General features: G+C 59.5%; 23 protein-coding genes and 1 pseudogene. 12 read left to right on the top strand and 12 right to left on the bottom strand.

The features are described from left to right. Positions 1-162: 162 nt before the first annotated feature. The 3 genes from VSR82_RS37950 to VSR82_RS37940 form a co-directional block, all read right to left on the bottom strand. A complete protein-coding gene (locus tag VSR82_RS37950; protein WP_498858726.1) occupies positions 163-741 on the bottom strand; it encodes a hypothetical protein in 579 nt (192 codons plus the stop codon). A gap of 83 nt (positions 742-824) precedes the next feature. Further along, positions 825-2,309, bottom strand: a complete 1,485-nt coding sequence (locus VSR82_RS37945; RefSeq protein WP_498858725.1) for a catalase — start codon at positions 2,307-2,309, stop codon at positions 825-827. 462 nt (positions 2,310-2,771) lie between these two features. Beyond that, the gene (locus VSR82_RS37940) at positions 2,772-2,984 is read right to left on the bottom strand and encodes a response regulator (protein ID WP_498858724.1); all 213 of its coding nucleotides are present in this window, start codon (positions 2,982-2,984) and stop codon (positions 2,772-2,774) included. Between the two features lie 241 nt (positions 2,985-3,225). On the opposite strand from VSR82_RS37940, the gene VSR82_RS37935 reads away from it, so the two are divergent. After that, positions 3,226-3,870: a response regulator transcription factor gene (locus VSR82_RS37935; RefSeq protein ID WP_498858723.1), complete on the top strand. Its 645-nt coding sequence runs from the start codon at positions 3,226-3,228 to the stop codon at positions 3,868-3,870. On the opposite strand, the gene VSR82_RS37930 is transcribed toward VSR82_RS37935, so the two are convergent. Genes VSR82_RS37930 through VSR82_RS37910 form a run of 5 tightly spaced genes read right to left on the bottom strand, consistent with a single transcriptional unit; the run spans position 3,760 to position 8,200 of the window. Next, entirely contained in the window at positions 3,760-4,578 is an 819-nt protein-coding gene (locus VSR82_RS37930; RefSeq protein WP_498858722.1) for an EamA family transporter, read from the bottom strand. The genes VSR82_RS37935 and VSR82_RS37930 overlap by 111 nt on opposite strands. A 2-nt stretch (positions 4,579-4,580) precedes the next feature. Further along, positions 4,581-6,035, bottom strand: a complete 1,455-nt coding sequence (locus tag VSR82_RS37925; RefSeq protein WP_498858721.1) for an aldehyde dehydrogenase family protein — start codon at positions 6,033-6,035, stop codon at positions 4,581-4,583. A 12-nt stretch (positions 6,036-6,047) separates the two neighbouring features. Then, a complete protein-coding gene (locus VSR82_RS37920; RefSeq protein ID WP_498858720.1) occupies positions 6,048-6,890 on the bottom strand; it encodes an oxidoreductase in 843 nt (280 codons plus the stop codon). Between the two features lie 52 nt (positions 6,891-6,942). Further along, positions 6,943-7,746: an SDR family oxidoreductase gene (locus VSR82_RS37915; RefSeq protein WP_498858719.1), complete on the bottom strand. Its 804-nt coding sequence runs from the start codon at positions 7,744-7,746 to the stop codon at positions 6,943-6,945. A gap of 40 nt (positions 7,747-7,786) precedes the next feature. Beyond that, positions 7,787-8,200 (bottom strand): GlcG/HbpS family heme-binding protein, encoded by a 414-nt coding sequence (locus tag VSR82_RS37910; protein WP_498858718.1) that lies wholly within the window; start codon positions 8,198-8,200, stop codon positions 7,787-7,789. A 395-nt stretch (positions 8,201-8,595) separates the two neighbouring features. Here VSR82_RS37910 and paoA point away from each other — a divergent pair, with 395 nt between their 5' ends. From paoA to VSR82_RS37885, 5 genes are all read left to right on the top strand, one after another. Then, positions 8,596-9,252: an aldehyde dehydrogenase iron-sulfur subunit PaoA gene (gene paoA / locus VSR82_RS37905; protein ID WP_498858717.1), complete on the top strand. Its 657-nt coding sequence runs from the start codon at positions 8,596-8,598 to the stop codon at positions 9,250-9,252. After that, positions 9,249-10,202: an FAD binding domain-containing protein gene (locus VSR82_RS37900; protein ID WP_498858716.1), complete on the top strand. Its 954-nt coding sequence runs from the start codon at positions 9,249-9,251 to the stop codon at positions 10,200-10,202. Before paoA ends, VSR82_RS37900 begins: the two co-directional genes overlap by 4 nt. Positions 10,203-10,206: 4 nt before the next feature. Continuing rightward, on the top strand, positions 10,207-12,417 hold the full coding sequence (gene paoC / locus VSR82_RS37895; protein WP_498858715.1) for an aldehyde oxidoreductase molybdenum-binding subunit PaoC: 2,211 nt from the start codon (positions 10,207-10,209) through the stop codon (positions 12,415-12,417). Between the two features lie 31 nt (positions 12,418-12,448). After that, on the top strand, positions 12,449-12,841 hold the full coding sequence (locus VSR82_RS37890; RefSeq protein WP_498858714.1) for a DUF3331 domain-containing protein: 393 nt from the start codon (positions 12,449-12,451) through the stop codon (positions 12,839-12,841). 231 nt (positions 12,842-13,072) lie between these two features. Continuing rightward, a complete protein-coding gene (locus tag VSR82_RS37885; RefSeq protein ID WP_498858713.1) occupies positions 13,073-13,351 on the top strand; it encodes a hypothetical protein in 279 nt (92 codons plus the stop codon). A 37-nt stretch (positions 13,352-13,388) separates the two neighbouring features. On the opposite strand, the gene VSR82_RS37880 is transcribed toward VSR82_RS37885, so the two are convergent. Then, positions 13,389-14,033: a bifunctional 4-hydroxy-2-oxoglutarate aldolase/2-dehydro-3-deoxy-phosphogluconate aldolase gene (locus tag VSR82_RS37880; RefSeq protein WP_498858712.1), complete on the bottom strand. Its 645-nt coding sequence runs from the start codon at positions 14,031-14,033 to the stop codon at positions 13,389-13,391. A gap of 553 nt (positions 14,034-14,586) precedes the next feature. On the opposite strand from VSR82_RS37880, the gene cyoA reads away from it, so the two are divergent. Genes cyoA through cyoE form a run of 5 tightly spaced genes read left to right on the top strand, consistent with a single transcriptional unit; the run spans position 14,587 to position 19,365 of the window. Beyond that, positions 14,587-15,492, top strand: a complete 906-nt coding sequence (cyoA, locus tag VSR82_RS37875; protein ID WP_498858711.1) for a ubiquinol oxidase subunit II — start codon at positions 14,587-14,589, stop codon at positions 15,490-15,492. A 7-nt stretch (positions 15,493-15,499) separates the two neighbouring features. Next, positions 15,500-17,500: a cytochrome o ubiquinol oxidase subunit I gene (gene cyoB, locus VSR82_RS37870; protein ID WP_498858710.1), complete on the top strand. Its 2,001-nt coding sequence runs from the start codon at positions 15,500-15,502 to the stop codon at positions 17,498-17,500. Beyond that, positions 17,481-18,089: a cytochrome o ubiquinol oxidase subunit III gene (gene cyoC / locus VSR82_RS37865; RefSeq protein WP_176136352.1), complete on the top strand. Its 609-nt coding sequence runs from the start codon at positions 17,481-17,483 to the stop codon at positions 18,087-18,089. Before cyoB ends, cyoC begins: the two co-directional genes overlap by 20 nt. A gap of 2 nt (positions 18,090-18,091) precedes the next feature. After that, a complete protein-coding gene (gene cyoD, locus VSR82_RS37860; RefSeq protein ID WP_176136351.1) occupies positions 18,092-18,424 on the top strand; it encodes a cytochrome o ubiquinol oxidase subunit IV in 333 nt (110 codons plus the stop codon). 35 nt (positions 18,425-18,459) lie between these two features. Continuing rightward, positions 18,460-19,365: a heme o synthase gene (gene cyoE / locus VSR82_RS37855; RefSeq protein ID WP_498858709.1), complete on the top strand. Its 906-nt coding sequence runs from the start codon at positions 18,460-18,462 to the stop codon at positions 19,363-19,365. 75 nt (positions 19,366-19,440) lie between these two features. Here the strand turns inward: cyoE and VSR82_RS37850 are convergent, their stop codons facing one another. From VSR82_RS37850 to VSR82_RS37840, 3 genes are all read right to left on the bottom strand, one after another. After that, entirely contained in the window at positions 19,441-20,082 is a 642-nt protein-coding gene (locus tag VSR82_RS37850) for a DUF6436 domain-containing protein (protein WP_498858708.1), read from the bottom strand. A 511-nt stretch (positions 20,083-20,593) separates the two neighbouring features. Beyond that, the gene (locus VSR82_RS37845) at positions 20,594-22,003 is read right to left on the bottom strand and encodes an aminotransferase-like domain-containing protein (RefSeq protein ID WP_498858707.1); all 1,410 of its coding nucleotides are present in this window, start codon (positions 22,001-22,003) and stop codon (positions 20,594-20,596) included. Between the two features lie 36 nt (positions 22,004-22,039). Next, the gene (locus VSR82_RS37840; RefSeq protein ID WP_498858706.1) at positions 22,040-23,551 is read right to left on the bottom strand and encodes an aminotransferase-like domain-containing protein; all 1,512 of its coding nucleotides are present in this window, start codon (positions 23,549-23,551) and stop codon (positions 22,040-22,042) included. 76 nt (positions 23,552-23,627) lie between these two features. Between VSR82_RS37840 and VSR82_RS37835 the strand changes: the two are divergent. Then, positions 23,628-23,895 (top strand): annotated as a pseudogene (locus VSR82_RS37835) (hypothetical protein); the annotation flags it as partial.

Here is a 23,895-nt window from a genome sequence, read left to right as displayed (position 1 = left end):
GCGGTCACCAGTCTGGCGCGGCTACGCCTGCGGCAGGGGCAAGGCGATGAAGCGATCGGGTCGCTGAAGCAAACCTACGGGCGTTTCGAAGAAGGATTCGATTCGGCAGACCTCAGGGCGGCGAGGGTACTCATCGAAGAGGTTGGCTAGCGGCAGCGTATGTCAGGACCTTGTTCGGCGAACGGTTCGCCCGAACAACTCGTCCATTAGCGGCATGACGACTCCTGTCCAACCTTGCAGCACTCGCTGAAGCTCACGCAAGTAGTCCTGCTCCGCAGCGTGCCATTCAAGCGAGCCAAAGGGAAAATCCTCGGAATTCTTCTTACCCTGTGCCCTGCGCAGGACAGCCACGCTCATTTCGAGTGCTTGGGCTGCGACGCAGTGAGACTGTTTGTGAGCAATGCCCAGTCGGCTCGCGCACGCGTCGCGAATGCCACGTACGACCGGTGAAGCACTGTCCAGCTGCTCCTCGTCGACGATCAACTCCTCGGCCGACGCCGTCAACGCGACGAAAATGGGTGCTATTTCCGCGGAAAGAATGGCCAACTCCACGTCGTCCTGCCAGCAACTGCACACGCGTCTGGATACGCGCCTTGTTGTCAGAGCTTCGTCGAGCTGTTCGGTGCTCAGCCACTTACCTTTATGCGCATAGGCAGCCAGTTGTGCTATCACCAGGCGATAGAGCATGTCTACACGCGTTTCATCGTCGAGCCTATGTAGACGGTACTGATCGCTCATCATGCCTGTCTCCCACCCGTGCCGAAATTTCTCGGCGTCGGCCGGGTGCAATCACCGGGCCGACGCCACTCCGAGTCGTCGAACAGTTAACCTTTAGACTCCGCGCCAACCTGAACAGCTTCCTCGATGCGTCGACCGATGTCGGCGTCGATCTTCTTCCAGTAGTCGAACGCGTTTTCCAGCACAGGGCTACGCACGCCGCCCAGGAGTGCACCGGAAACGGTCTCGACTAGCCTTTGGCGCTGCACGTCGTCGAATACTTCACGCACCAGATGGCCAGCCTGGCTAAAATCGTCGTCATCCTGACGCAGCGAGTATGCACTACGGACAAAATCGCCATCAGATTCCCAACTGTCGGCGGCCGCCCCCGTGTCGTCAGCCCATGGGCGTCCTGCCGTATTGGGCGCGTAGGTCGGCGCACGTCCGCTGTGTTCGAAGTTCATGTGACCGTCAAACATATAGGTCTGGACAGGAGCCTTCGGACGATTCACCGGCAACTGATGGAAATTCGTGCCGATCCGGGCAAGATGGGCGTCGTGATATGCAAAGGCGCGGCCAAGCAGCATTTTGTCTGGAGACAGGCCGATACCGGGAACCGTGTTGCCGGGAGAAAACGCTGCCTGTTCGATCTCCGCAAAGAAGTTCTCTGGATTGCGATTCAGGGTCATCGTGCCGACTCGAATCAGCGGATAGTCTTTGTGCGGCCAGATCTTGGTCAGGTCGAAGGGATTGATCCTGTATTGCTGCGCTTGCGCGTACGGCATGACCTGAACCGACAGGTCCCACGACGGAAAATCTCCGCGCGCAATGGCGTCGAACAGATCGCGGCGGTGGTAATCGGCATCCCGGCCCGCCATTGCCATTGCTTCTTCATTGCTGAAAAACTTCATTCCCTGCTTCGTATGGAAATGATATTTCACCCAGAATTTTTCACCGGCGGCATTGATCCACATATAAGTATGGGAACCATAGCCATTCATGTTGCGCCATGTACGGGGCAATCCCCGCTCGCCCATCAGATAGGTGACCTGGTGTGCTGTCTCGGGATTCTGGGTCCAGAAATCCCATTGCATATGGTTGTCGCGCAGTCCGGAATCCGGCAGCCTGCGCTGGCTGCGGATGAAGTGCGGAAACTTTATTGCATCCCGGATAAAAAAGATCGGAGTGTTGTTGCCGACAAGGTCATAGTTCCCTTCGTCGGTATAGAACTTCATTGAAAAGCCCCGCACATCTCGCCATGTATCGGGGCTTCCGGATTCGCCCGCTACCGTGGAAAATCGAGTCAACATCGGTGTCCTGGTCCCTTTCTGGAACAGCGATGCCCGCGTGTATTGACTGACGTCGTCGGTTGTCACGAATTCGCCAAATGCGCCGGCACCTTTGGCATGTGGCTGGCGCTCCGCAACCTTTTCGCGGTTGAAGTGCGCCAACTGTTGCAGAAAGTGCACATCGTGAAGCAACAGCGGGCCATTCGGCCCAACACTGAGTGTATTGCGGTCACTAGCGGCAGGAGCGCCGAAGGCCGTTGTTGAGCCAGTTGCAACCGTGTTCGACGAATTTGTTTTACTCATAATGGACCTCAGCCGATTGGTGGTTTCGCCACGCAAGGGGGTTACGAAAGACAGCAGGAAGAGACATCCGGGAAGTTGCTAACCAAGATCAAAGATTCAAACGCGATTCGTTGAAGACCAGATATCCGGTCTCGCGCCTGAAGTCTTGTTGATGCCGGTCAGGTAACGATGATTGTCCGAAACCCGCTCGTTCACCCAGTGTAAAATCGTGAAGAGCTGTGGAATTTTGTCGGCAGACTCGAGAATCCAAGTGTGAGGGGCCATCGGTTGGGGAAGTGGCCGCCCATCCGCAACATCAACCAGAGCGCCTGCTTGCAGCAGCGGCGAGGGCGGCAGTTAGGTCTTTTGCACTCACGGGCTTGATCAGGAACGCACAGGCGCCATTCGCCAAAGCTTGCTGCTGTAGTTCAGGTGTCGGATACGCGGTGATAAATATCGTTGGTACGCGCCGGCTCGTTTGGATTAAAACCAGAAACAGTTCAATGCCCGATAGCCCGGCATCTGCACGTCCGAGATGATGCAGTCGGGCTGCTCTTTTCCGATACATCTCATCAATTCGGCTCCCGATTCGAAGATCTCGACATCGTAGTCGAGCGATCTGAGCAGGCTCGACAGCCCCGAGCGAACCGATGAATCGTCATCGACGACCCAAATTACCTGTGGCTGCTCACGCAATTATTTCTCTCCCACATCGCGCCGACCAACGTGGTGCCGTTTGGATGGTACGCAAACGATTACGTAGGGGTTCATTTACAGTAGAATGTCAGTGTTTAGAAAGCTATGCGATCTGTGATCGCGATAGCGACCTAATATTGCCACCGATCTCGTTTCGCCAGTTTATTAGAAATCATAGGTCCTCTATGTCCCTGTGCACGGCGCATGTGTTTGATGTGCCCGTAACGGGAAGGGAACGCGAATGGACAAAGAAATTCTTCCAGCCGTGCATAGCGGCGACAGGTCGGTCGTTTATGTAATCGACGACGATGCATCGATTCTCTCAGCTCTTTCCAGCCTTTTGCGCTCGTTTGGATATTCCGTACGGACATTTGAGCGGACAGAGGATTTCGTATCGGCTGAGAAGCCGCGTGTGCCAAGCTGTCTGCTCCTTGACGTTCGCCTGCGCGGAGAGAGTGGTTTGGCGTTCCAACTGAGCGCGCGCACGCATCAAGTCGACATGCCAATCGTCGTGATGACTGCGCATGGCGACATCCAAATGTCGGTGGGAGCAATGAAAGCGGGAGCCGTTGATTTCCTTACCAAACCACTGAGTAAGCAGTGCGTTATCGATGCTGTTTCAGCGGCGATCACTCGTCATGCGGAGCAATTGGAAAAATCCCAAACAAAGACCTCGCTTCTGGCTCGGTACGACAAACTGACAGTGCGCGAACGTGAGGTGATCGCGTATGTAGTAAAGGGGCGGCTGAACAAGCAAATTGCCGGTGAAATGAATTTAAGTGAAGTTACGATCAAGATGCACCGGGGTTCGGCGATGAGAAAGCTTGGAGCATCGTCGATTGCCGACCTGCTCAGACAGATGGAGATCATCACGGCAGTGGACTAGGTCCGATATTGACGGGGCCCGGCGCAACACCAGGCACCCTCCTGTCAGGCAGACCGACCAGGAGCCCCATGAATCGCCAGGAAAAGACCGATCGAAAGAACAGTCAGGGCCCCGGTTTGCCACGAGGTTGGAATTTCTCCGGAAATCGGAATTCCCAAAAGAATTGCGATTGCTGGTGCTAGCGCTGGGAAGCCCTTCCATGCGGTCGATCCGCCTGCCAGCACGCCAGGACCAGCCGTCACGCTTGGCTCGAGCACGATGACCGCCATGCCCACCGATGACTATCGCCGAGAGTACTATTCCCATCAAAGTCAAGGTGCCGAGTTGGATAACAGCACTGTGAGCTAGCGGCGCAAAACGAAAGCCGGACGCGCCGACAAGCACAAACGGGGGACCCGCAAGGACCGCTAGCAATCCTCCTTTAAACCAGCCGATTCCGCCGAGAGAAACTGGCTTATTGCCCAGAAGCCACGGCAGCAGTAAAAGACCGGCAGTCGAGTATCGCAGGAAAGCCAGATCGGCGGCACTCAACCCGACGCTGATCCCGCGGCGGCTCACAGCGAGATAGGCGCCCCATATGACAGCAGCTACGATGCCGAAGACTATCCCATACCGCTCCCATACGCGATGAGATGCATCGGCCGGCGCTCGCCCGGTGACGCAGAATCGGAGCGTGGTCTTCAGCCGCACTACCAGCTCGCTGTCCATTGTCACAGGCGAACGATGACCGACTTGAGCTGAGTATAGTGAGCGAGGGCATCCAGGCCTTGCTCCCGTCCATACCCGCTTTGCTTGAAACCCCCACACGGTGTCTGGACAAATCCGCCGCCGTATTCGTTGACGACGATGCGGCCGGCGTCCAATCTTGCCGCAACCCGATGGACGCGTCCAATGTCGCGGCTCCAAATGCCCGCGGAAAGACCGAAATCGCTGTCGTTGGCAATTCGGATCGCGTCTTTCTCGTCCTTGAAGGGGATGACAACCACGACCGGCCCGAAGATCTCCTCACGCGCCAATATGTTCTCGTTGGTGACGCCGGTATAGACGGTTGGCTCCACGTACCAGCCCTCGCTGAACCTTCCGCCGCTCATGGGTCTGCCGCCGATTGCGCAGGTCAGTCCTGCCTTTTCTGCAATCTCGAAGTAGCTGATGATCTTTTCGTACTGAGCCTTTGTCGTAATCGGACCCGACGTCGCATCTGCTTCCGGACCGACGCGCAGTGCGGCGACTTCAGCGACGAGCTTTTCCACGAACGCATCGTGGATGCTTTCCTGGACCAGTAGACGGGTCCCGGCAGCGCACCATTGCCCGCTGTTCCAGGTGAACGCACGCACAGATCCTTTTGCGGCCGCGCCGATGTCGCAATCGTCGAAAACGATGTTGGCCGACTTGCCACCGAGTTCCAGCGTGAGCGGAAGAATCCTTTCGGCCGCCAGCTTGCCCAGTTCCTGGCCCGCGCGCACGCTGCCGGTCAGCGAGATCTTCTGGATGGCCGGATGGCTGACCATAGCGGGCCCAATGACCGAGCCGCGGCCAACGATTACGTTGAAGACACCAGGCGGAAACCCTGCTTCCTCTACTGCCAACGCGGCGAGTTTCACAAGGGATCCGGGCGTATGCTCGGATGGCTTGGCGACAACGCAATTACCGACCGCGAGCGCCGGAGCAATGGCGCGAGCGGCCTGATGCAGCGGCGCGTTCCACGGCAGAATGACGCCGATCACGCCGAAGGGGTCGCGCCGCGTGTAGACGTGGTAGTCCGTGCCGCGGTTGATGATCTCGCCATCCATGCTGTTGACAATGCCGCCATAGTATTCAAAGAACTCGGCCGTGAGTTCGATGAGCGCAGGCATCTCGCGCGCAGGTTTGCCGGTTTCCTGGCTTTCGATCTGTCCCAGCAGGTGGCCGTTGCTGCGGATCACTCGGCCGAGCTCGACTAGCAGACGTCCTCGGTCGGTTGGCGACTTGTCCCGCCAGGCTTCAAACGCTGCGTTGGCGCTGTCTGCCGCAACGACGAAGTCCTCGGCCGTACTCACGGCAATTTCCTTGATCTTCCCGCCGGTCCTTGGGTCGATCTTGTCGGCATAAATTCCATCGGTGGAAGGCCGCCGTTGTCCGTCAATGTAGCTGTCGATTCGCGGGCAGCTACTGTTCGTGTCAAGCATGGTCTGGCCTCCTCAGGGAGTATCGGCGGAGTCGAAGTCAGTCGAGACCGACACGGTACGCCACTGCTGAACGATTTCCGCATCCGAAGCCTGCTTTGCCTGTATCGCGGCGACGGTGTCGCTGCCAAGCGGCAGCCGCACTGGCGGGGCAGGAGAGTCGGCAAACCCTACGATCACGCGTGCCAACTTCTCGGGGTCCCCTGGCTGCGCATGATTGAGGTCGGAAGCTCGTGTCCTCACCAGGCCGGCTGTTCCGCTGTAATCCTCGATCTGGTTCTTGCTCACCGAGAGCGAGCTCGAGTCGAGGAAATCAGTACGGAAATAGCCGGGCTCGACAACGGTCACGTGGATTCCGAGAGGAGCCAGCTCATGATGGAGTGCTTCCGAAAGGCCTTCGACGGCGAACTTCGTGGAACAGTAGACTCCGAAGCCCGCGGAGCTGCGGTAGCCGCCAATTGACGAGATGTTGATGATGCGACCGGATCTTTGGCGACGCATGTGCGGAAGTACGGCGCGCGTGACGCCCAGCAAACCAAATACGTTCGTGCGATACAAGCGTTCGACTTCGTCAGAAGTCGCCTCTTCCACGGCTCCAACCAGGCCGAATCCAGCGTTGTTGAGCAAGACGTCAATGCGCCCGAATTTCTCCACGGCTTTTGCAGCCGCGTTCACTGCATCCTGTTCGCTCGTCACGTCGAGCCGAACGGGAAGAAGATTGGGAGGGGTGCCGAGCTTTTCGGTCACTGCGCCGACATTGCGTGCAGTGGCGACAACGTTATCGCCCTGAGCGAGTGCGAGTTGAGCGATGCGCGCACCAAAGCCGCGCGATGCGCCGGTGATGAACCAGGTCTTCATGGCGTTTCTCCTGTCTTTGAGCCAGAGCCAGCAATGGCGTCGGGTGTCGTGGTCAAATGTTGTTTTTCCATGCCGCGACCTGGTGCGCTTTAAGCATGTCCTCGATCTGTTTCGGCATCACGTTGCGAAACTTCCCTGTATCCGCGGGAACGATTTCGATCATTCGATCGATCATTTCCTGCGCATCCATCTTCCCTTCGGGGGTCGCGAAGAAATCGTCGAACCCTTTGCGGAGGTCGGCGCGCTTGGTGAAATTCTTGCTGTCGTCCAGCCAACGGAATGGGTTATCCGCCATCGTCTCGTTGTAACCGGTGTAATAGGCTCCCGGATTGATCGTTTGGACCTTGATTCCGTAAGACTTCAATTCGTGCTGAAGTGCTTCAGCGATCGACTCAAGCGCATGTTTCGTCGAAACATAGGTGCCCCAATTGGCCGGTGTGAAGAGCCCCCCCATCGACGAGGTGAAGACTACTTTTCCCTTCTTGCCCTGTGCCGCCCACTTCTGGACGACACCTTGCGTCAGTACCAGAGGAAGAAACACGTTGACTTCGAAGTTCTTGCGGACCAGTTCAATGGGGATCTCCCACACGGGGCCGGCCTCTCCCATCCCAGCGTTGTTCCAGAGGACATCGAAGTCCCAGCTCTGTGCCTGTTTGATGTCATAGGGGTCCGTCAGGTCGAGCCGCTCAATCCGGAAATTCTTCAGCCCAAGCGCTGCAGCTTCCTCGCGCAGCGGTGTTACCTGAGAAGAAACTTGTGTGGTCGCGATGATGGAATGGCCATTTTTTGCCATACCAACGGCGGCGCCCTTGCCAAAGCCGGAACCCGCCCCGGTGATCAGGACTGTTTTGGACATGATCGAATTTCCTTGGAAAATGTGCGATGAAAGAGCTGGATTAGTGCGTAAGCGTCTGAAAAGCTGCGAACGCCGCCTGTGCGACTTCGAGGTCCTGTTCCACCGTGCCGCCCGATACACCGAGGGCGCCAATCACGATCCCGTTGGACGCTTTGAGTGGAATGCCACCACCGAAAGGGGCAAGACCGCCATTGGTCAACTCGAGGCCGGGAGCGGGTGCGCCTGGCTTGCAGAACTCCCAGACGGCCTCGCTATTTGCCTGAAACAGCACCGCGGTCGATGCCTTGCGGATCGCGATGTAGATCGATGCAAGGACCGCTCCGTCCATTCTGCGAAGCGCTTTCAGATGCGCTCCCGCGTCGACGACGACGATAACTACGGGAAGACCAAGATCGCGTGCCTTTTCCTCCGCTCCATCGATGACGGTTTGTGCCTGACATGACGTGATCAGCATCGCAGTTCGCTCCTTAGGGCCAGTCGACTGTGAATGATTGTCGGAGCGCCGTTGTGGGGGCGAGTGTAGTGTTGTGAAGAGACGTGAAATCCCACGGGGCGAGGGCTTCCGTCCGTTTGCGAGGACAGAGCCGGGCGTCGGGCTTCCGTATTTAACGGGCGAGGGGATTTACAGCGGCGGGCGAACGAATCGATCCTGGCAAGGCAGCGCGGATGGGTTGGCGGCTGTCCTCCGACTTCCGCGCGGCGCGAACGTGGCCGGGCAGGATGTCGCCTTAATACCTCTTCACAAGACTACACTCACGCCACAACGCGGCTTTGGACAATCATCCATCATCAAACGACGCATGTCTGTTTCCATCGAAAACAACACCGCTCATAGAATGGATGAGGCCAATGGACGATCCCCGCGACATCAACATAGTCAGGCGTAATCTGCTCATTTCCGGCGCTCTGTCGGCGACCGCGCTGGCGGTACCGCTGTCATCGCTACAGGCGCAGGAAGCTCCGTTCGACGAAACTGCCGTAACGCCTGCGCCGGTGATATCCGACGTCACCCTGCGCGTCAATGGTCAGTCGCATGAGCTGAAACTGGATACGCGCACCACGTTGCTCGACGCCTTGCGCGAACATCTTCACCTGACCGGAACGAAGAAGGGTTGCGACCACGGGCAATGCGGCGCCTGCACGGTTATCGTCGACGGTCAGCGTATCAACTCTTGCCTCACGCTGGCCGTCATGAACGAGGGAATGGACATTACTACCATCGAAGGCCTCGGCAATAAAGACAAGTTGCATCCCATGCAGGCCGCGTTTATCAGGCACGACGGCTATCAATGTGGCTACTGCACTCCTGGTCAGATCTGTTCCGCCGTCTCTGTGCTGCATGAAATCAGCGAAAACATTCCGAGTCTCGTCACACCCGATCTGGCGGCTGCGCCGCAAGTTAACGTGGACGAGATCCGGGAGCGCATGAGCGGCAACATCTGCCGTTGCGGCGCTTACTCCAACATCGTCGAGGCGATTCTCGAAGTCGCAGGGAGAACGGCATGAGGGCCTTCACTTACGAGCGCGCGCATACGCCCGCGGAAGCCGCCGCCGCAGTGGCACGGACCCCTGGCGCGAGGTTCCTCGCTGGCGGTACCAATCTGCTCGACCTGATGAAACTGGAGATAGAGACGCCCGCGCATCTGATCGACGTCAACGGTCTCGCGCTCGACAGAATCGAGTCCACTCCAGAGGGCGGACTGAAGATCGGCGCGCTCGTGCGCAATACCGCGTTAGCGACGCACGAGCGCGTGCGCCGTGACTACGGGCTGCTCTCGCGCTCAATCCTCGCCGGCGCTTCAACGCAACTTCGCAACAGGGCGACTACTGCGGGCAATCTGGCCCAGCGCACACGCTGTCCATACTTTTACGACACCAACCAGGCCTGCAACAAACGTGTTCCAGGCAGCGGCTGTTCGGCTCTTCATGGCTTCAGCCATCAGCATGCCGTCATCGGCGCGAGCGAGGCTTGCATCGCCACCTTCCCGAGCGATATGGCAGTCGCGCTGCGTGTGTTCGATGCAACGGTCGAAACCGTGCAGGCGAATGGCACGACGCGAATCATCCCAATCGCTGATTTCCACAAGCTCCCGGGCAACACGCCGCACATCGACAATGTGCTGGAGCACGGTGAACTGATCACCTCGGTGACGCTGCCCAAGCCTCTTGGCGGCTATCAGTTCTATCGGAAGGTACGCGACCGCGCTTCTTATGCGTTCGCGCTGATTTCTGTTGGCGTAGTGGTTCAACCCGACGGTACGGGACGCGTCGCACTGGGCGGCGTCGCGCACAAGCCGTGGCGCGTCGAGGCTGCTGAGCAGTACCTTCCCAGCGGTGCCAAACCCGTTGCCGAACGCCTGCTCGCGGGCGCGAATCCGACCCACGAGAACGAATTCAAGATCGCTCTGGTCCAGCGCACGCTAGCCGCCGTGCTGGCGGATGCCAAGAAAGGCTGATGCCATGAAATTCAATACCCCCGCGACCACCAATCCCATCGACCAACTCAAGGTTGTCGGCAAACCGGTAGACCGCATCGATGGCCCTCTGAAAACGACCGGTGCGGCGACCTATGCTTATGAACATCACGACCCGGTTCCGAATGCGGCCTACGGTTACGTGGTCGGTTCAGCGATCGCCACGGGACGCATCGAGTCGATCGACCTGCGTGCCGCCAGTCGTGCCCCCGGCGTTCTTGCCATCGTCACGGCCGAGAATGCCGGCAATCTCGACAAGGGCACGTTCAACACAGCGCGGCTGCTCGCAGGCCCGGAAATCGAGCACTACCACCAGGCGATTGCGCTCGTGGTCGCCGAGAGCTTTGAGCAAGCCCGCGCTGCATCGCAGCTCGTCAGCGTCAAGTACGCTCCGCGTCGAGGTCAGTACGTGCTTCGCGAGGCAACAGATACCGCGATTGCTCCGAAGGAGAATCCATTTAGCGGACCTGCCGATACCAGAGTGGGCGATTTCGAAGGGGCCTTTCGATCGGCGGCCGTGAAGCTGGACGCCACTTACACCACGCCCGATCAAACCCATGTCGCGATGGAGCCACATGCAACGATCGCAGCCTGGAGTGGCGATAAGCTGACCTTGTGGACTTCAAACCAGATGATCAACTGGAGTCGTGGCGACGTCGCCAAAACGCTCAGAATCCCAAAGGAGAATGTGCGTTTGATATCGCCCTTCATTGGCGGCGCTTTCGGCGGAAAGCTATATATTCGTTCCGACGCCATCCTCGCGGCGCTGGGCGCGAAAGCCGCGAAGCGTCCTGTGAAAGTCGCACTGCATCGGCCACTGATCGTCAATAACACGACTCATCGTCCCGCCACCATTCAGCGCGTCCGCATCGGGGCGCGGCGCGACGGCACGATTACCGCGATCGGACATGAGTCCTGGTCAGGGGACCTGCATGGCGCCAGGTCGGAAATGGCGGTCGGCCAGACGCGGCTTCTTTACGCCGGCGCCAATCGGATGACTGCCACGCGGCTCGCCGATCTCGATCTGACGGAGGGCAACGATATGCGGGCTCCGGGCGAAGCGCCCGGCATGATGGCGCTCGAAATCGCAATGGACGAGATGGCGGAGAAGCTGGGTATCGATCCGATCATGTTCCGCATCATCAACAATACCAAGGACGATCCCGAGAATCCCGCGAGGCCGTTCTCGCAACGCCGTTTGACCCAGTGCCTGCGCACCGGCGCCGAGCATTTCGGCTGGAGCAGGCGCAGCGTGAAGCCAGGCGCTACGCGAGATGGCCGCTGGCTGATTGGCATCGGAGTGGCAGCGGCTTTCCGCAATAACCTTGTATATCCTTCTGGTGCACGCATCCGTCTGAGTCGCGCAGGCATCGTCACGGTCGAGACCGACATGACCGATATCGGCACGGGCAGTTACACGATCATCGCGCAAACCGCGGCCGAAATGATGGGTGTGCCGCTGGAAAAGGTCGTGGTGAGGCTAGGAGATTCAACCTTCCCCGCCGCTTCCGGTTCCGGCGGGCAATGGGGAGGGAACTCCTCGACCGCTGGCGTATACGCCGCTTGCGTCAAGATGCGTGAGACAGTCGGGCGGAAATTAGGATTCCAGGCGCAGGAACTCGACTTTTCCGACGGTATGGTCCGGGCCGGTTCACGTGCTGTCCCGCTGGCACAGGCTGCTTCAGATGGCGAACTGGTGGTCGAGGACACGATCGAGTTCGGCGATCTGGCCAGGCGCTACCAGCAATCGACGTTTGGGGCGCATTTCGTCGAAGTCGCTGTGGATGCCTACACGGGAGAGACGCGCATTCGCCGGATGCTCGCCGTGTGTGCGGCCGGACGCATTCTGAATCCGAAGTCGGCGCGCAGTCAGGTGATTGGCGCGATGACGATGGGCGTCGGGGCCGCATTGATGGAGGCTTTGCTCGTGGATCAGCGGGCCGGCTATTTCGTCAATCACGACCTGGCCAGCTATGAAGTGCCGGTGCACGCCGATATTCCACATCAGGAAGTGATTTTCCTCAACGAGACTGATCCGACGTCTTCACCGATGAAGGCCAAGGGAGTGGGCGAGTTGGGGATCTGCGGTGTGAGCGCGGCCATTGCGAACGCAATGTACAACGCCACTGGCGTCCGCCTTCGCGACTACCCGATGACGCTGGACAAACTCATTTCGAAACTGCCTGACGTTACCTGACGACACGCAACAATACAAAAGGAGTCCGAATATGGAGGCGCATTCGAATGTTGTCGATCCGTGGATGATGACTATTGGCATCCTTGGACAACTATCGGGCGAGAAGAGCTCGGATAGCAAGCTCGCATCAGAGTGGACGCGATGGTCGGAACGTTCGGCAGGAAAGCGGGCAGACGGACTCACGATACGCTTTTTGGAGCGTGGCACGACAACGAGCGTCACGCTCGCGTGGCTGGACCCGTTGCGGTGCGCATATGGAAACCAGGAATGGCATCTTACGCGTGCCCGTCGCTCAGGAGTATGTGCAGTCAGCGGTCGCCATATCCAGTGCGACGAGTACGTCTACCGGCCCCAACGTAGGCGTCCTCAGGCTGTGAACGCAGACGCGATGATCCTTAGAGATGAATTGGAGAAACGCTTGTAAGCGAATGCGGCAAGCGCTGCCGGGAATCGGGTTGGCTGTCCTCGGGGCGCGTGCACGCAACACTACAGGAACATGAGCATGGGACAAGAAGAGGCCGGCATTTCGGTAGCACCAGCTGCGCCGATGCGGGACGATGACATAGACGTCGCTGGCTTCGCCGTCTCGCGGCGCACCTCATGGACGAGACGCCTCGTCCAAATCACGGCATTGTGGGCGCTCGTCGAATTTCCCATGGAATACTGGGTCGCGCCAGACGACACGCAGCGGCTCGCGCTTGCGCTTGCCACCGCAATCTGGCTTCTTCTCGCGTTATTTGTGCTCAGGGGCAACGCGGCGGCGCGCGGCACGCTTGCCTTCCTGTGTGTGCTGAGCGTTCTCGCCATCGCGCCGGCGTTACCTGCCGAGTACGCGGTGTTTCGTGTCGCGTTCTGGTTGTCGTTGGTCGAATGCGCGCTGAAAGGCCTGCTATTCGTTGTTTTGCTGTCACGTCCTACCGCCACGTCTGCGTGACCTTCAGCGCATGCCGCACGGTATTGCCTTATTGGCTTCACCGCGGCGAACCGGTCTTTAGTGTCTGCGCCGCAGCGACGAGTCGCCGTGCTTTTTCCCTGACCGCCGCATAGTCGCCGGACGCCGCATCGGCCGTCAGATAGCCTCCTACTCCCACTGCGATCACTCCACGAACAAACCATCGATCCAGGTTCTCGGATGAAACGCCCCCGCTCGGCATGAATACGGCCTGTGGGAAGGGAGCGGCGAGACTTGCAATGTAGTCGGGGCCGCCCGTTTTGGCGGGGAATATCTTCACGATGTCAGCGCCAGCCTCCAGCGCCGACAACGTTTCGGTTGCCGTAAATGCGCCGGGTACCGACACGACACCATACTTCGAGCATGCCCGGATCATTTCCGGGACGACTGCGGGAGAAAGCAGGAACGTAGCCCCCGCGTGTATAGCTGACGCCGCCGTCTGTGCGTCCAGCACTGTTCCGGCGCCTACCGTGAGATTGGCAACCTTCGCGAGGCGTTCTATCACGTGCAGTCCGCGTGGCGTCGTCAGTGCGACCTCGATACAGGTGATGCCCGATTCGTAGCAGGCCATCGCCGCGTTCAATGCAATGTCCGGATCATTCTCCCGGATAATCGCCACGATTCGCGAAGAACGGATTGCTTCCAGAGTGACTGCCTTATCCATGGTTTTTCCGCCTATGAGTGGGCGGCGCATCTCAACTACGGCCGACACGGTGCGCCTGATTTATGTTTGCTCACATGCAATTATGTACGCGTATGTGAGATAAGTGTATGCATGTCGGTGCGCCACCCACAGCTCCCTACTGCGGCAGAACGTCGCGGTTCATATCCGTAGCATGCCCCGCCGGGCTCCGCGCGATTCGGGTTAGACATGATGTTCTGTGCCTGCCGCCCAACCTCGAAGCCTTGCCTGGTACGACATTGCTGCTGTCATCGATGCGTCCTCCCGTGCGCGCCGGTGCTTCGTCTCTCCAATGTCGATGCCCCGCAGCAGTGCCCCGCCGCCGCTTCTCGGCCGCACTAGCGGCTGTTTGTATGGGTTGGATCTGACGTACAATCAATTTCTGTATGCAACGAGTATCCATTGTTGTATGGGTTAGGCAGGGCAATCCACGTGCATAGCAGGCCGCATCAAGCGACGTTCCTCAACCGCTTGCGGGATCTTCTTCGCTCATTTCCCTGCCGCTTTCACAGCGACCAAAGACCAAGGTTTGTGTATGAGAGAAATCTGCGGGAAGTTATTTCGTATCGCTTTAGCGACTGCCGGACTGGCGAGCCTGGGCGGCTGCGGTTGGGTTCTGTTCGACTCCAAGGGAAGTGTCGGCCTACAGGAGCGCGACTTGATCGTGCTGTGTATCGGGTTGATGCTGATCGTCGTCATCCCCGCCATCCTGCTGACCTTCTTTTTTTCGTGGCGTTATCGGGCATCCAATCACGAAGCCACGTACGCGCCTGAGTGGGCGCACTCCACGAAGATCGAGATTGTCGTGTGGGGCGTCCCTATCCTGATCATCGTCGCGCTTGCGGCCATCGTCTGGAAGTCGACGCACGAGCTGGACCCCTACCGTCCTCTCGACGTGCCGGGGCAGCCCATCAACGTGCAGGTCATCGCCACCGACTGGAAGTGGATCTTCATTTATCCGGAACTCGGAATCGCCACGGTCAATCAGTTGGTCTTCCCCGCACATCGTCAGGTGGCCTTCAGCATCACGTCGAACTCGACAATGGGGACGTTCTTCATCCCGCAACTTGGCGGCCAGATCTATGCGATGGCCGGTATGCGCACCCAGCTGCATCTGATGGCCAACGAGGAAGGAAAGTATCGCGGCATGTCGGGCAACTTCAATGGTCCGGGTTTCTCGGACATGAAGTTCGTTGCTACGGCGACGACTGAGGACGAATTCCAGCGATGGGTGGCACAGGTGCGCACCTCACCGATCGCACTGGATTTCAGTGCCTTCCAGAAAGTGGCAAAGCCCAGTCAGGGCACGGGCGTTGTTCACTTCTCGCAGGTCCAATCAGGCCTTTTCAAGGCGGTGATCGATCAGTTCGTCAATCCCGGGGCGGCTGCATCGATACATGCCGCCCTGGACGTTGGCGCCCCGTCGAAAAAAAAGGAGTGACACAAATATGTTCGGCAAATTGACATGGGCAGACGTGCCATTGCACGAGCCCATCATCGCGATCACCCTGGCGGCGATCGTGCTCGGCGGTATGGCAGTTCTAGCCGCGATAACGTATTTCAGGAAGTGGACGGTGCTCTGGACCGACTGGATCACGACGGTCGATCATAAGCGCATCGGCATCATGTACGTGCTCGTGGCGATTGTGATGCTGCTCCGCGGCTTCGCCGACGCGATCATGATGCGTGCCCAGCTCGCGCTCGCCGGGCCCGGTCACTCGGGCTTCCTGCCGCCCCACCACTATGACCAGATCTTTACCGCCCACGGCGTGATCATGATCTTCTTCGTCGCGACGCCGTTTATCGTCGGGCTGATGAATATCGTCGTGCCGTTGCAGATCGGGGCGCGCGACATGGCATTCCCGTTCCTGAATGCGTTCAGCTTCTGGATATTCGTCGTTGGTGTGGTTCTGGTCATGCTCTCGCTCGGTGTCGGCGAGTTCGCGCAGACGGGGTGGGTTGCCTATCCGCCATTGTCGGACCTGGAGTTCAGTCCAGGAGTGGGGGTCGACTACTACATATGGGCGTTACAGGCGTCCGGGCTCGGGACGCTGCTGACCGGCGTGAACCTCTTCGTCACGATCCTGCGGATGCGCGCACCTGGCATGTCGCTGATGAAAATGCCGATCTTCACGTGGACCGTATTCGTGACCTGCGTGATCATCGTTGCCGCATTCCCGATCCTGACCATCGCGCTCGGCGCGCTTGCGCTGGACCGCTACCTCGGTTTCCATTTCTACACGAACGAACTGGGCGGCAATCCGACCATGTACGTGAATCTCGTGTGGGCGTGGGGACACCCAGAGGTATACATTCTCGTCCTGCCGTCGTTCGGAATCTTCTCTGAAGTCACGGCGACTTTCGCCCGCAAAAAACTGTTCGGCTACAAGTCGATGGTAGGCGCGACCCTGGCGATCGGCATCCTGTCGTTCCTCGTGTGGTTGCACCACTTTTTCACGATGGGCTCGGGCGCAAACGTCAATAGCTTCTTCGGCATTATGACGATGATCATCGCGATTCCGACGGGCGTGAAGATCTTCACCTGGCTATTCACGATGTATCGCGGGCGGGTCGAGTTCACTACTCCGATTCTCTGGACGCTGGCGTTCCTCGTAACGTTCACGATCGGCGGTATGACGGGCGTGTTGCTCGCCATTCCTGGCGCCGACTTTCTGCTTCACAACAGCCTGTTCCTCGTCGCGCATTTCCACAACACGATCATCGCCGGTGCGCTGTTCGGCTATTTCGCCGGCTTCAACTACTGGTTTCCGAAAGTTTTCGGCTTCAAGCTCAACGAGCGTCTCGGCAAGTATTCGTTCTGGTGCTGGATCATCGGTTTCTACCTCGCGTTCATGCCGCTTTACATGCTCGGCTTCATGGGCATGACGCGACGGCTGAATCACTACGACGACCCGACATGGACGCCATACCTGCAGGTGGCCCTGGTGGGTGCGGTCTTCATTCTCGCGGGTATCGGCTTCCTCGTCGCGCAGGTGTTCGTCAGCATCCGCGATCGCAAGCAAAACCTCGACCTGACCGGCGACCCGTGGAACGGGCGCACGCTGGAATGGGCGACGTCTTCACCGCCGCCGTTCTATAACTTCGCGGTGACGCCGCGTGCGAGTTCGATCGATGCCTTCCACGAGGCCAAGAAGCGTGGCTTGCCGCCGCCGCCAAAGAAGTATGAGCCGATCCACATGCCACGCAGCACCGGCGTGCCGTTCATCGTGAACGTATTCATCCTGCTGCTGTGCTTCGCGCTGATCTGGCATATCTGGTGGCTCGCCGGCGTGAGTTTCATTGCGACGATCGCCACGCTCATCATTCGTTCGTACGACGACCACACCGACTACTACGTGCCCGCCGAGGAAGTGGAACGCATCGAGAAGGCGCGCCTCGGGGTCTCCAACAACCAGGAAGATCTGGAACATGAATACGCAAACGCTTAAGCATTTGTACGCCAGCGAGCATCACGACCACGACGCCGGCTCGGTCAAGGTGCTGGGCCTATGGGTCTACCTGATGTCGGACTGCATTCTGTTCGGCTCCCTGTTCGCATCGTATGCCGTATTGACCAGCGCCTTCGCGGGTGGTCCCGGTCAGAGGGATATCTTCGAACTTCCGTACGTGCTGGTGGAAACATTCGCGCTGCTGTTATCGAGCATCACGTACGGCTACGCGATGCTTGCCGTACACAGGCGCGATCAGAAAGCCGTGCTGCGCTGGCTCGCCTTGACCTTTCTACTCGGCGCGGCATTCATCGGGATGGAAATCAATGAGTTCCATCACCTGATCTCGCTCGGCTATGGACCGCAACGCAGTGCGTTCCTCTCTGGCTTCTTTGCGCTCGTCGGTACGCATGGCTTGCACGTCGCCTCCGGACTCATCTGGATGGCGGTGGTTCAGCACCAGGTCGCGACCAAAGGCCTGACGGCCACGAACATCACGCGCCTGTCGTGCCTGAGCCTTTTCTGGCACTTCCTCGATCTGGTCTGGATCTGCGTGTTCACGATTGTCTATCTCCTGGGAGTGCTCTGACCATGGCAAATCATCCAACTACCCGTGCTGGGGCAGCTCACGGCAACGCGAAGGGTTACAACACCGGCTTCGTCCTGTCGATCCTGCTTACGGTGATCCCGTTCGCACTCGTCATGCACCCAATGCTGCCGCGCGCGACGACTGCCCTGGCGGTCCTTGTGTTTGCGGTGGTCCAGGTAGTGGTGCAACTCGTGTACTTCCTGCATATGAACCGCGCCTCGGAAGAGGGCTGGAACCTGATCAGTTTCGTCTTCACGCTCGTGATTCTGTTCATCATCGTGGCGCTGTCCGTCTGGATCATCTGGAGCATGCACTACAACATGATGATCAACTGATCACCTACGCGCATCCGACCGAAGGTACCCGGACCATGTATAAACCTTACCTGCAACTGGCAAAGCCCGGCATCGTGATCGGCAATCTCATCGCTGTCACGGGCGGTTTTCTGTTGGCTTCTCACGGGAGCGTTGACTGGTTCCGGGGTGCGCTCGTCGCGCTCGGCGTCACGCTTGTCGTGGCGTCGGGATGTGTGATCAACAACGTGATCGACCGCGACATAGACAGGTTGATGTCGAGAACGCGCAACCGCCCGCTGGTCACGGGCCGGGTGTCGGTGCCGGTCGCGCTGATGTACGGCCTCGTCCTGTGCCCGGTCGGCATGGGCCTGCTTTACGCGGGCGCGCGGCGCTTGCTTCCCGTTGCGTTGGTGTTCGTCGGCTACGTCGTGTACGTCGGGCTCTATAGCCTCTACATGAAGCGCAATTCGATTCACGGGACGCTGGTCGGCAGCATCGCTGGCGCGATGCCGCCCGTTGTCGGATATTGCGCGGTGAGCGGCAGGTTCGACGCTGCGGCAGCTACGCTGCTGGTCATGTTCAGTCTCTGGCAGATTCCGCATTCATACGCAATCGCCATCTTCCGCGCTCACGACTACCAGGCGGCTTCTATTCCGGTCTTTCCGGTAGTGCGTGGCTTCGCGGCCGCAAAGCGCCACATGGTGCTCTACATCGCGGCTTTTATCGCGATCACGCTGATGCTTGGCGTTCTCGGCTATGCGGGTAAGCTCTACATGCTGGTGGCGCTGGTTGCAGGCCTGTACTGGCTTTTGCTGGGAGTCGCGGGACGCAATGTCGGAAACGAGGCGCAGTGGGCGCGCAAGGTCTTCTTCGCGTCGATCGCCGTGGTGACGGTACTCAGCGTGACGATGTCGGTTGATGGATACGCGCCGCCGGCAACCTCGCGCCTCGTTTTCCTGACCCGGGGGATCGGTAGCTGACGCCGTGGCCAGATTCGATTGGCCTTGTTGATTGCAGTGATCAACCGGCGTCTGCCGAGCCTCACGCATGTGATGCTAGTGATTCAGGCTGACGTTGCTGCTCCACGGGCAATAGCACCCTACAGCAACTGTGGCGAACGGTTCGATATGCTCTCCCGCGAGCAGCCGGTTCAGGATCGGCTCGACGAAACTGTTTGCCGAACTACAGACCAGACCTTCGCTATACGGCCCGGCGTATGCCAGCTTGCCGTCCGCAGCCCAAATTGCAATGGCAGGGCTCGCCGGTATCCGGTCCATGCCTTCGATTCCCGATAGAGGCTTGAGCTTGCCTTGCAGGAAGGCTGGCAACTCACCCTGCGTGCCGGGCTTGCGCACACTGTAGAAATCCATCTTCGCACCTCTGAACATCGTAATCAGGTAATTCAGGTGCGCGTCGGTTTCCTTGTTGCAGGTGTTGCAATCCGGGTTCCAGAAGTGCACGACACGTATGCGCCCGGTGTTGCCCGCCAGTTCCGGCGGCAACTGGAGGTCCGAATCCAGAAACAGCACGGCTTTGTTGGAGTAATTCGTCAAACCGCTCACGCCGAAATATCGCCACAGCGCGACGCCAGTCCCTATCAGGATGCACACGGCCGCGAAGAGGAAGAGGACGATTGGCAGGCGGCGCAGCGGCGGCACAGGCTCGCGGCTGGCATTTTCTTCACGAGATAAAAACATGTCAGGTGTACTCCCGCAGGACATCCGGCGTAATCAATGTCCGTGTCTGAACTTGCTTCGAAACTGAGCTTCCATCTCACGGCACGCGTCTTCCTGAAAGCGTCGGGAAGGCCGGGACTGAGTCGAGTCCTGACTGCTGCGCCAGCACTGATCGACGGCGAGCCGCTCGTGCTCTTCGATGACAGGCGTTTGCGGACGCGAGACACCGTAGAGCAATGCTGCCGTGACCGCGGTGACGAAAAGTCCCGCGCAAAGCAGGAAGTACGCGAACGGGCGCTTGCTGATGCTAGCGCGGTGAAGCGGATCTTGAGGCATACAAATCTACCGTTGTATACATACATAAACTGCATTGTATGCGTACAGACGATAAACGCCGCGAGCGAGGTCGATTCAAGGGTGCGGCCTTTCGTCGCCGCGGGCAAGCCTGGATCGGTGTCGAGAAGAGGAAACGCAGGGAGAGGGCACGCGCGGACCTGCGTCGCGAAAGCGCTCGGGGCGCTCCCGCGGCAAATCAGATCACGACTTCAGTACGTTCGCTGGGTGGTGTGGCCAGCAGCGCGGAGAGGTTGCGCAGGGCAGCGACGAGCTGCAGGCGGTCGCGTCCGCCTCCGAGGGAAATACGGATCGCGCGGGGAGGCTCCCCCGTGCCGACGAAAAACGCGTCGGAAGGCGTCACCGAGAGGCTTCCCTCGCGTGCGGCGCGAGCGAGCTCGCGTGCACTCCAATGCGGCGGCAAGGACCGCCATAGATGAATGCCTTCGGCGACAGCGGCTTGCCCGGACTGCGCGAAGTTCTGGGCGGCTAGTTGCTGGCGCGCGCGTGCTTCGGTCTGAACTGCGCTTAGCAGCGTTTGCGCGGAGCCGTCCTGAATCCATTGTGTGACCAGTGCCGTGGCAAGCGGCATCGGCATCAGTGCGAATGTGCGCACGGCCGCGAGGAACCGGTCCTCGACAGACGGGTCCGGCAGCACGACGAACGCAGTGCGCAAGCCCGGCGACAGGCACTTCGATAGCGTGGAAACGTAGTACACGAGATCGGGCGCGATGGCGCAGATCGGCGCGGGAGCGTGATGCGCAAACAGCCAGTAGGGATCGTCCTCGATGATCTTCGCGCCGAGCCGCGCGGCCACCTTGGCAATCTCCTGTCGACGCTCAGCTGGCATCGTGTGGGCCGTGGGATTCTGCAGCGTCGGATTCAGATAGATGAGCCGTGCCTTGTGCTCGCGGCATGCCTCTTCCAGCGCGTCGGGACGCATGCCGGCATCGTCGATGGCCACGGAGACCACTCGTCGGCCGAGTTGTTGGACAGTCGTGCGCAGACCCGGATAGACCAGTGGCTCCGTAAGAACAGCGTCACCGTGTTCCGTAAGATTAAGAACGATTGCGGCCAGAGCCGCCTGTGCACCCGGACAAACGACCACGCGCGCCGGCGCGACCGGGCCGAGCGCTGGTGCGAGCCACCGCGCGGCCGCCTGGCGGTCAGCGTGCCTGCCGCCACCGAGGTGGTACGTGAAGAGCAGATTGGCCTCGCTGTGCCTGGTGACCAGAGCGAGCCCCTGGCTAAACAACGCGCTCAGATCGATCTGTGAGGGGATAGGGGGCACATTCAGGCTCAGATCGACCCATTGGGTCAACTCCGATTCCGCTCCTTTGACGAAGGTCCCGCGCTGGCCGTGGGCTTCCAGAAGGCGGCGCTTGCGGGCTTCGTCGTAAGCGCGCGTTACGGTCGTGAGGTCGACGCCAAGGGCCTCCGCAAGCTGCCGTTGCGGCGGAAGGCGGTCGCCGGGACGAAGGACTTCGTTCGCAATGGCCTCGCCCAACAGATCGACGATCTGCTGATAGCGGGGGCCACCGCCGGGAGACAGAGGGCGCAGCCAGCTTATTTCGTTGCCGACGCGAGGTTTCTTCTTCCTGGGGCTCATTGCACAGAGGTATACCGTCGTTCGAATGCAATAGTATTAGGTATAGCGACCCACGTGTCCATACATCGAAAATCTTGTACGTCTGGATGGTCTCCGGCGCCGGCAGGCGGAATTCATACGGCAATTCGACTCAAACCGGGCTTTGCGCCGGCCAGTTCGATCTTGCCCTGAGAGCAGACCGGAAAGCGTGCGTAGGGCCGACTCGAAACGTGGACGTTCGCACGAAGCGCCGAGTGAAATACGGATGGCATTGGCCGCATCTGGACCGTCCCGATCGCCGGCTTCGAATGCCGCAGACGGCGCCACGGCGAGGCCGAGCGCGCTGGCCGCTGCCGCGAAATCCACCGCGCGGCTGGGTCTCGGCAGTGGATACCACAAATGAATGCCCTCGCCTTCGGGCCTGCCGAGAATCTGAGCGGCGATGCGTTGCCGCTCCTGCGCTTCGCCGCGTACCCCGTCGAAGATATCGGCTGCGAGACCTTCTTCAATCCACTGCATGGCAAGTGCGTTCGTGAGCGGCTCAACGATCAACGAGAACGAACGCAGTGTGTGCAGAAAGCTCGCCTTGGCGTCGGCGTCGGGCAGTGCGACGAATGCTGTGCGCAAGCCGGGCGCAAGCGCTTTCGAGAGAGTGGAAACATAACAGACCTGCGACGGTGCCAGGCGCGCGAATGGTGGCGGAGCGTCGGACGCAAAGCGCCAGTACGGGTCGTCTTCTACGATGCGCAGGCCATAGCGCGCGGCCACCCGTAGCAATTCGTCGCGGCGTGTTGCCGGCGTAGTCGACGCGATAGGGTTCTGGAGCGTGGGGTTCAGGTAGAGGAGGCGTGCGCCGTGCATGCGGCAAGCGGCTTCGAGCGCATCGGGGCGGATGCCGTCCGCGTCGGTTGCGACCGTCTCGAGGCGGCGTCCCAGGCTCGTCACGGCATGTGGCAGCCCTGGATAGACAAGCGGCTCGGACAGAACCACTGCGCCGGGCTCGCTAAACGAAAGAATGATTGCGGCCAACGCTGCCTGGGCTCCTGAGCACACGGCGATCCGCGTGGGCGAAACCGGGCCCAGAGCGGGCGCAAGCCACTTTGCGCCCGCTGCGCAATCGTCCGGGACGCCGCCGAGCCGATAGGTCATCAGGAGGTCTGCGTCACTGCCGAGCAGCACGCGAGAGATCCCTTCGCGCAGGAGCGCGTGCATGTTCAGACCCTCAGGCGGGGGTGGGACGTTCATGCTCAAGTCGACGCGCAGCTCGAGCGCCGCGCGCGGAGCGGCAACGAAGGTGCCTAGCGGTCCGCGTGAATCGATCAGACCACGGCGGCGGGCTTCATTGAATCCACGCGTGACGGTGGTCAGATCGATGCCGAGCCGGCCCGCAAGTGATCGCTGCGCGGGCAAGCGGTCGCCCGGGTTGAAGGTTCCTTCCACCACGGCCTGCTCGATGAAATCGACAAGCTGCAAGTAGCAAGGACGGTGTCCGGCGCGCAATGCGGAGGCCCATGGTTGCAGAAGGTCAGGTGCCAACGTGTCGGCTTCGGCGGGATCGCTTCGCATCATGCTCCCCATTCATGTATGACAAAATTCAACCGGATGTCGGATATATGTATGGTATCAATTTATTCGATTTGCATACATGGGTGGCGAAGGTATTCCGATTGGTGTCGCCCGTTCAGCGTTGCGGTTCTACGAATCCGTAGATGCGCATATCGTTCTGACAAAAAAATCGTTGTCGACGCTTATCGCAGACGCCACTCTGGAAGGTATTTTGTTTCTTGGGTGTCTGAGCATGCTGAGTGATTCCACGGACGAAATGACCGACTGGCTGCTTTCCAGTCTCGAACTAAAGAGCACGGTGTTTCACGTTGGGCAGTACTGCGGCACGTGGCAAGCATCGACGGCAG

The organism is Burkholderia sp. JPY481, assembly GCF_038900515.1.
GTDB lineage: Bacteria > Pseudomonadota > Gammaproteobacteria > Burkholderiales > Burkholderiaceae > Paraburkholderia > Paraburkholderia youngii.
This window is presented reverse-complemented; position numbering and strand designations above follow the sequence as displayed.

Bases quoted from the DNA above. Each gene is read 5' to 3' on its own strand.
- VSR82_RS37915 (WP_498858719.1), bottom strand. From the start codon at position 7,746: ATGTCCAAAACAGTCCTGATCACCGGGGCGGGTTCCGGCTTTGGCAAG.
- VSR82_RS37900 (WP_498858716.1), top strand. From the start codon at position 9,249: ATGAGGGCCTTCACTTACGAGCGCGCGCATACGCCCGCGGAAGCCGCC.
- VSR82_RS37945 (WP_498858725.1), bottom strand. From the start codon at position 2,309: ATGAGTAAAACAAATTCGTCGAACACGGTTGCAACTGGCTCAACAACG.
- VSR82_RS37930 (WP_498858722.1), bottom strand. From the start codon at position 4,578: ATGGACAGCGAGCTGGTAGTGCGGCTGAAGACCACGCTCCGATTCTGC.
- cyoB (WP_498858710.1), top strand. From the start codon at position 15,500: ATGTTCGGCAAATTGACATGGGCAGACGTGCCATTGCACGAGCCCATC.
- VSR82_RS37920 (WP_498858720.1), bottom strand. From the start codon at position 6,890: ATGAAGACCTGGTTCATCACCGGCGCATCGCGCGGCTTTGGTGCGCGC.
- cyoC (WP_176136352.1), top strand. From the start codon at position 17,481: ATGAATACGCAAACGCTTAAGCATTTGTACGCCAGCGAGCATCACGAC.
- VSR82_RS37935 (WP_498858723.1), top strand. From the start codon at position 3,226: ATGGACAAAGAAATTCTTCCAGCCGTGCATAGCGGCGACAGGTCGGTC.
- VSR82_RS37880 (WP_498858712.1), bottom strand. From the start codon at position 14,033: ATGGATAAGGCAGTCACTCTGGAAGCAATCCGTTCTTCGCGAATCGTG.
- paoA (WP_498858717.1), top strand. From the start codon at position 8,596: ATGGACGATCCCCGCGACATCAACATAGTCAGGCGTAATCTGCTCATT.
- VSR82_RS37950 (WP_498858726.1), bottom strand. From the start codon at position 741: ATGATGAGCGATCAGTACCGTCTACATAGGCTCGACGATGAAACGCGT.
- cyoA (WP_498858711.1), top strand. From the start codon at position 14,587: ATGAGAGAAATCTGCGGGAAGTTATTTCGTATCGCTTTAGCGACTGCC.
- cyoD (WP_176136351.1), top strand. From the start codon at position 18,092: ATGGCAAATCATCCAACTACCCGTGCTGGGGCAGCTCACGGCAACGCG.
- VSR82_RS37850 (WP_498858708.1), bottom strand. From the start codon at position 20,082: ATGTTTTTATCTCGTGAAGAAAATGCCAGCCGCGAGCCTGTGCCGCCG.
- paoC (WP_498858715.1), top strand. From the start codon at position 10,207: ATGAAATTCAATACCCCCGCGACCACCAATCCCATCGACCAACTCAAG.
- VSR82_RS37890 (WP_498858714.1), top strand. From the start codon at position 12,449: ATGGAGGCGCATTCGAATGTTGTCGATCCGTGGATGATGACTATTGGC.
- VSR82_RS37910 (WP_498858718.1), bottom strand. From the start codon at position 8,200: ATGCTGATCACGTCATGTCAGGCACAAACCGTCATCGATGGAGCGGAG.
- VSR82_RS37840 (WP_498858706.1), bottom strand. From the start codon at position 23,551: ATGATGCGAAGCGATCCCGCCGAAGCCGACACGTTGGCACCTGACCTT.
- cyoE (WP_498858709.1), top strand. From the start codon at position 18,460: ATGTATAAACCTTACCTGCAACTGGCAAAGCCCGGCATCGTGATCGGC.
- VSR82_RS37925 (WP_498858721.1), bottom strand. From the start codon at position 6,035: ATGCTTGACACGAACAGTAGCTGCCCGCGAATCGACAGCTACATTGAC.
- VSR82_RS37845 (WP_498858707.1), bottom strand. From the start codon at position 22,003: ATGAGCCCCAGGAAGAAGAAACCTCGCGTCGGCAACGAAATAAGCTGG.
- VSR82_RS37885 (WP_498858713.1), top strand. From the start codon at position 13,073: ATGGAATACTGGGTCGCGCCAGACGACACGCAGCGGCTCGCGCTTGCG.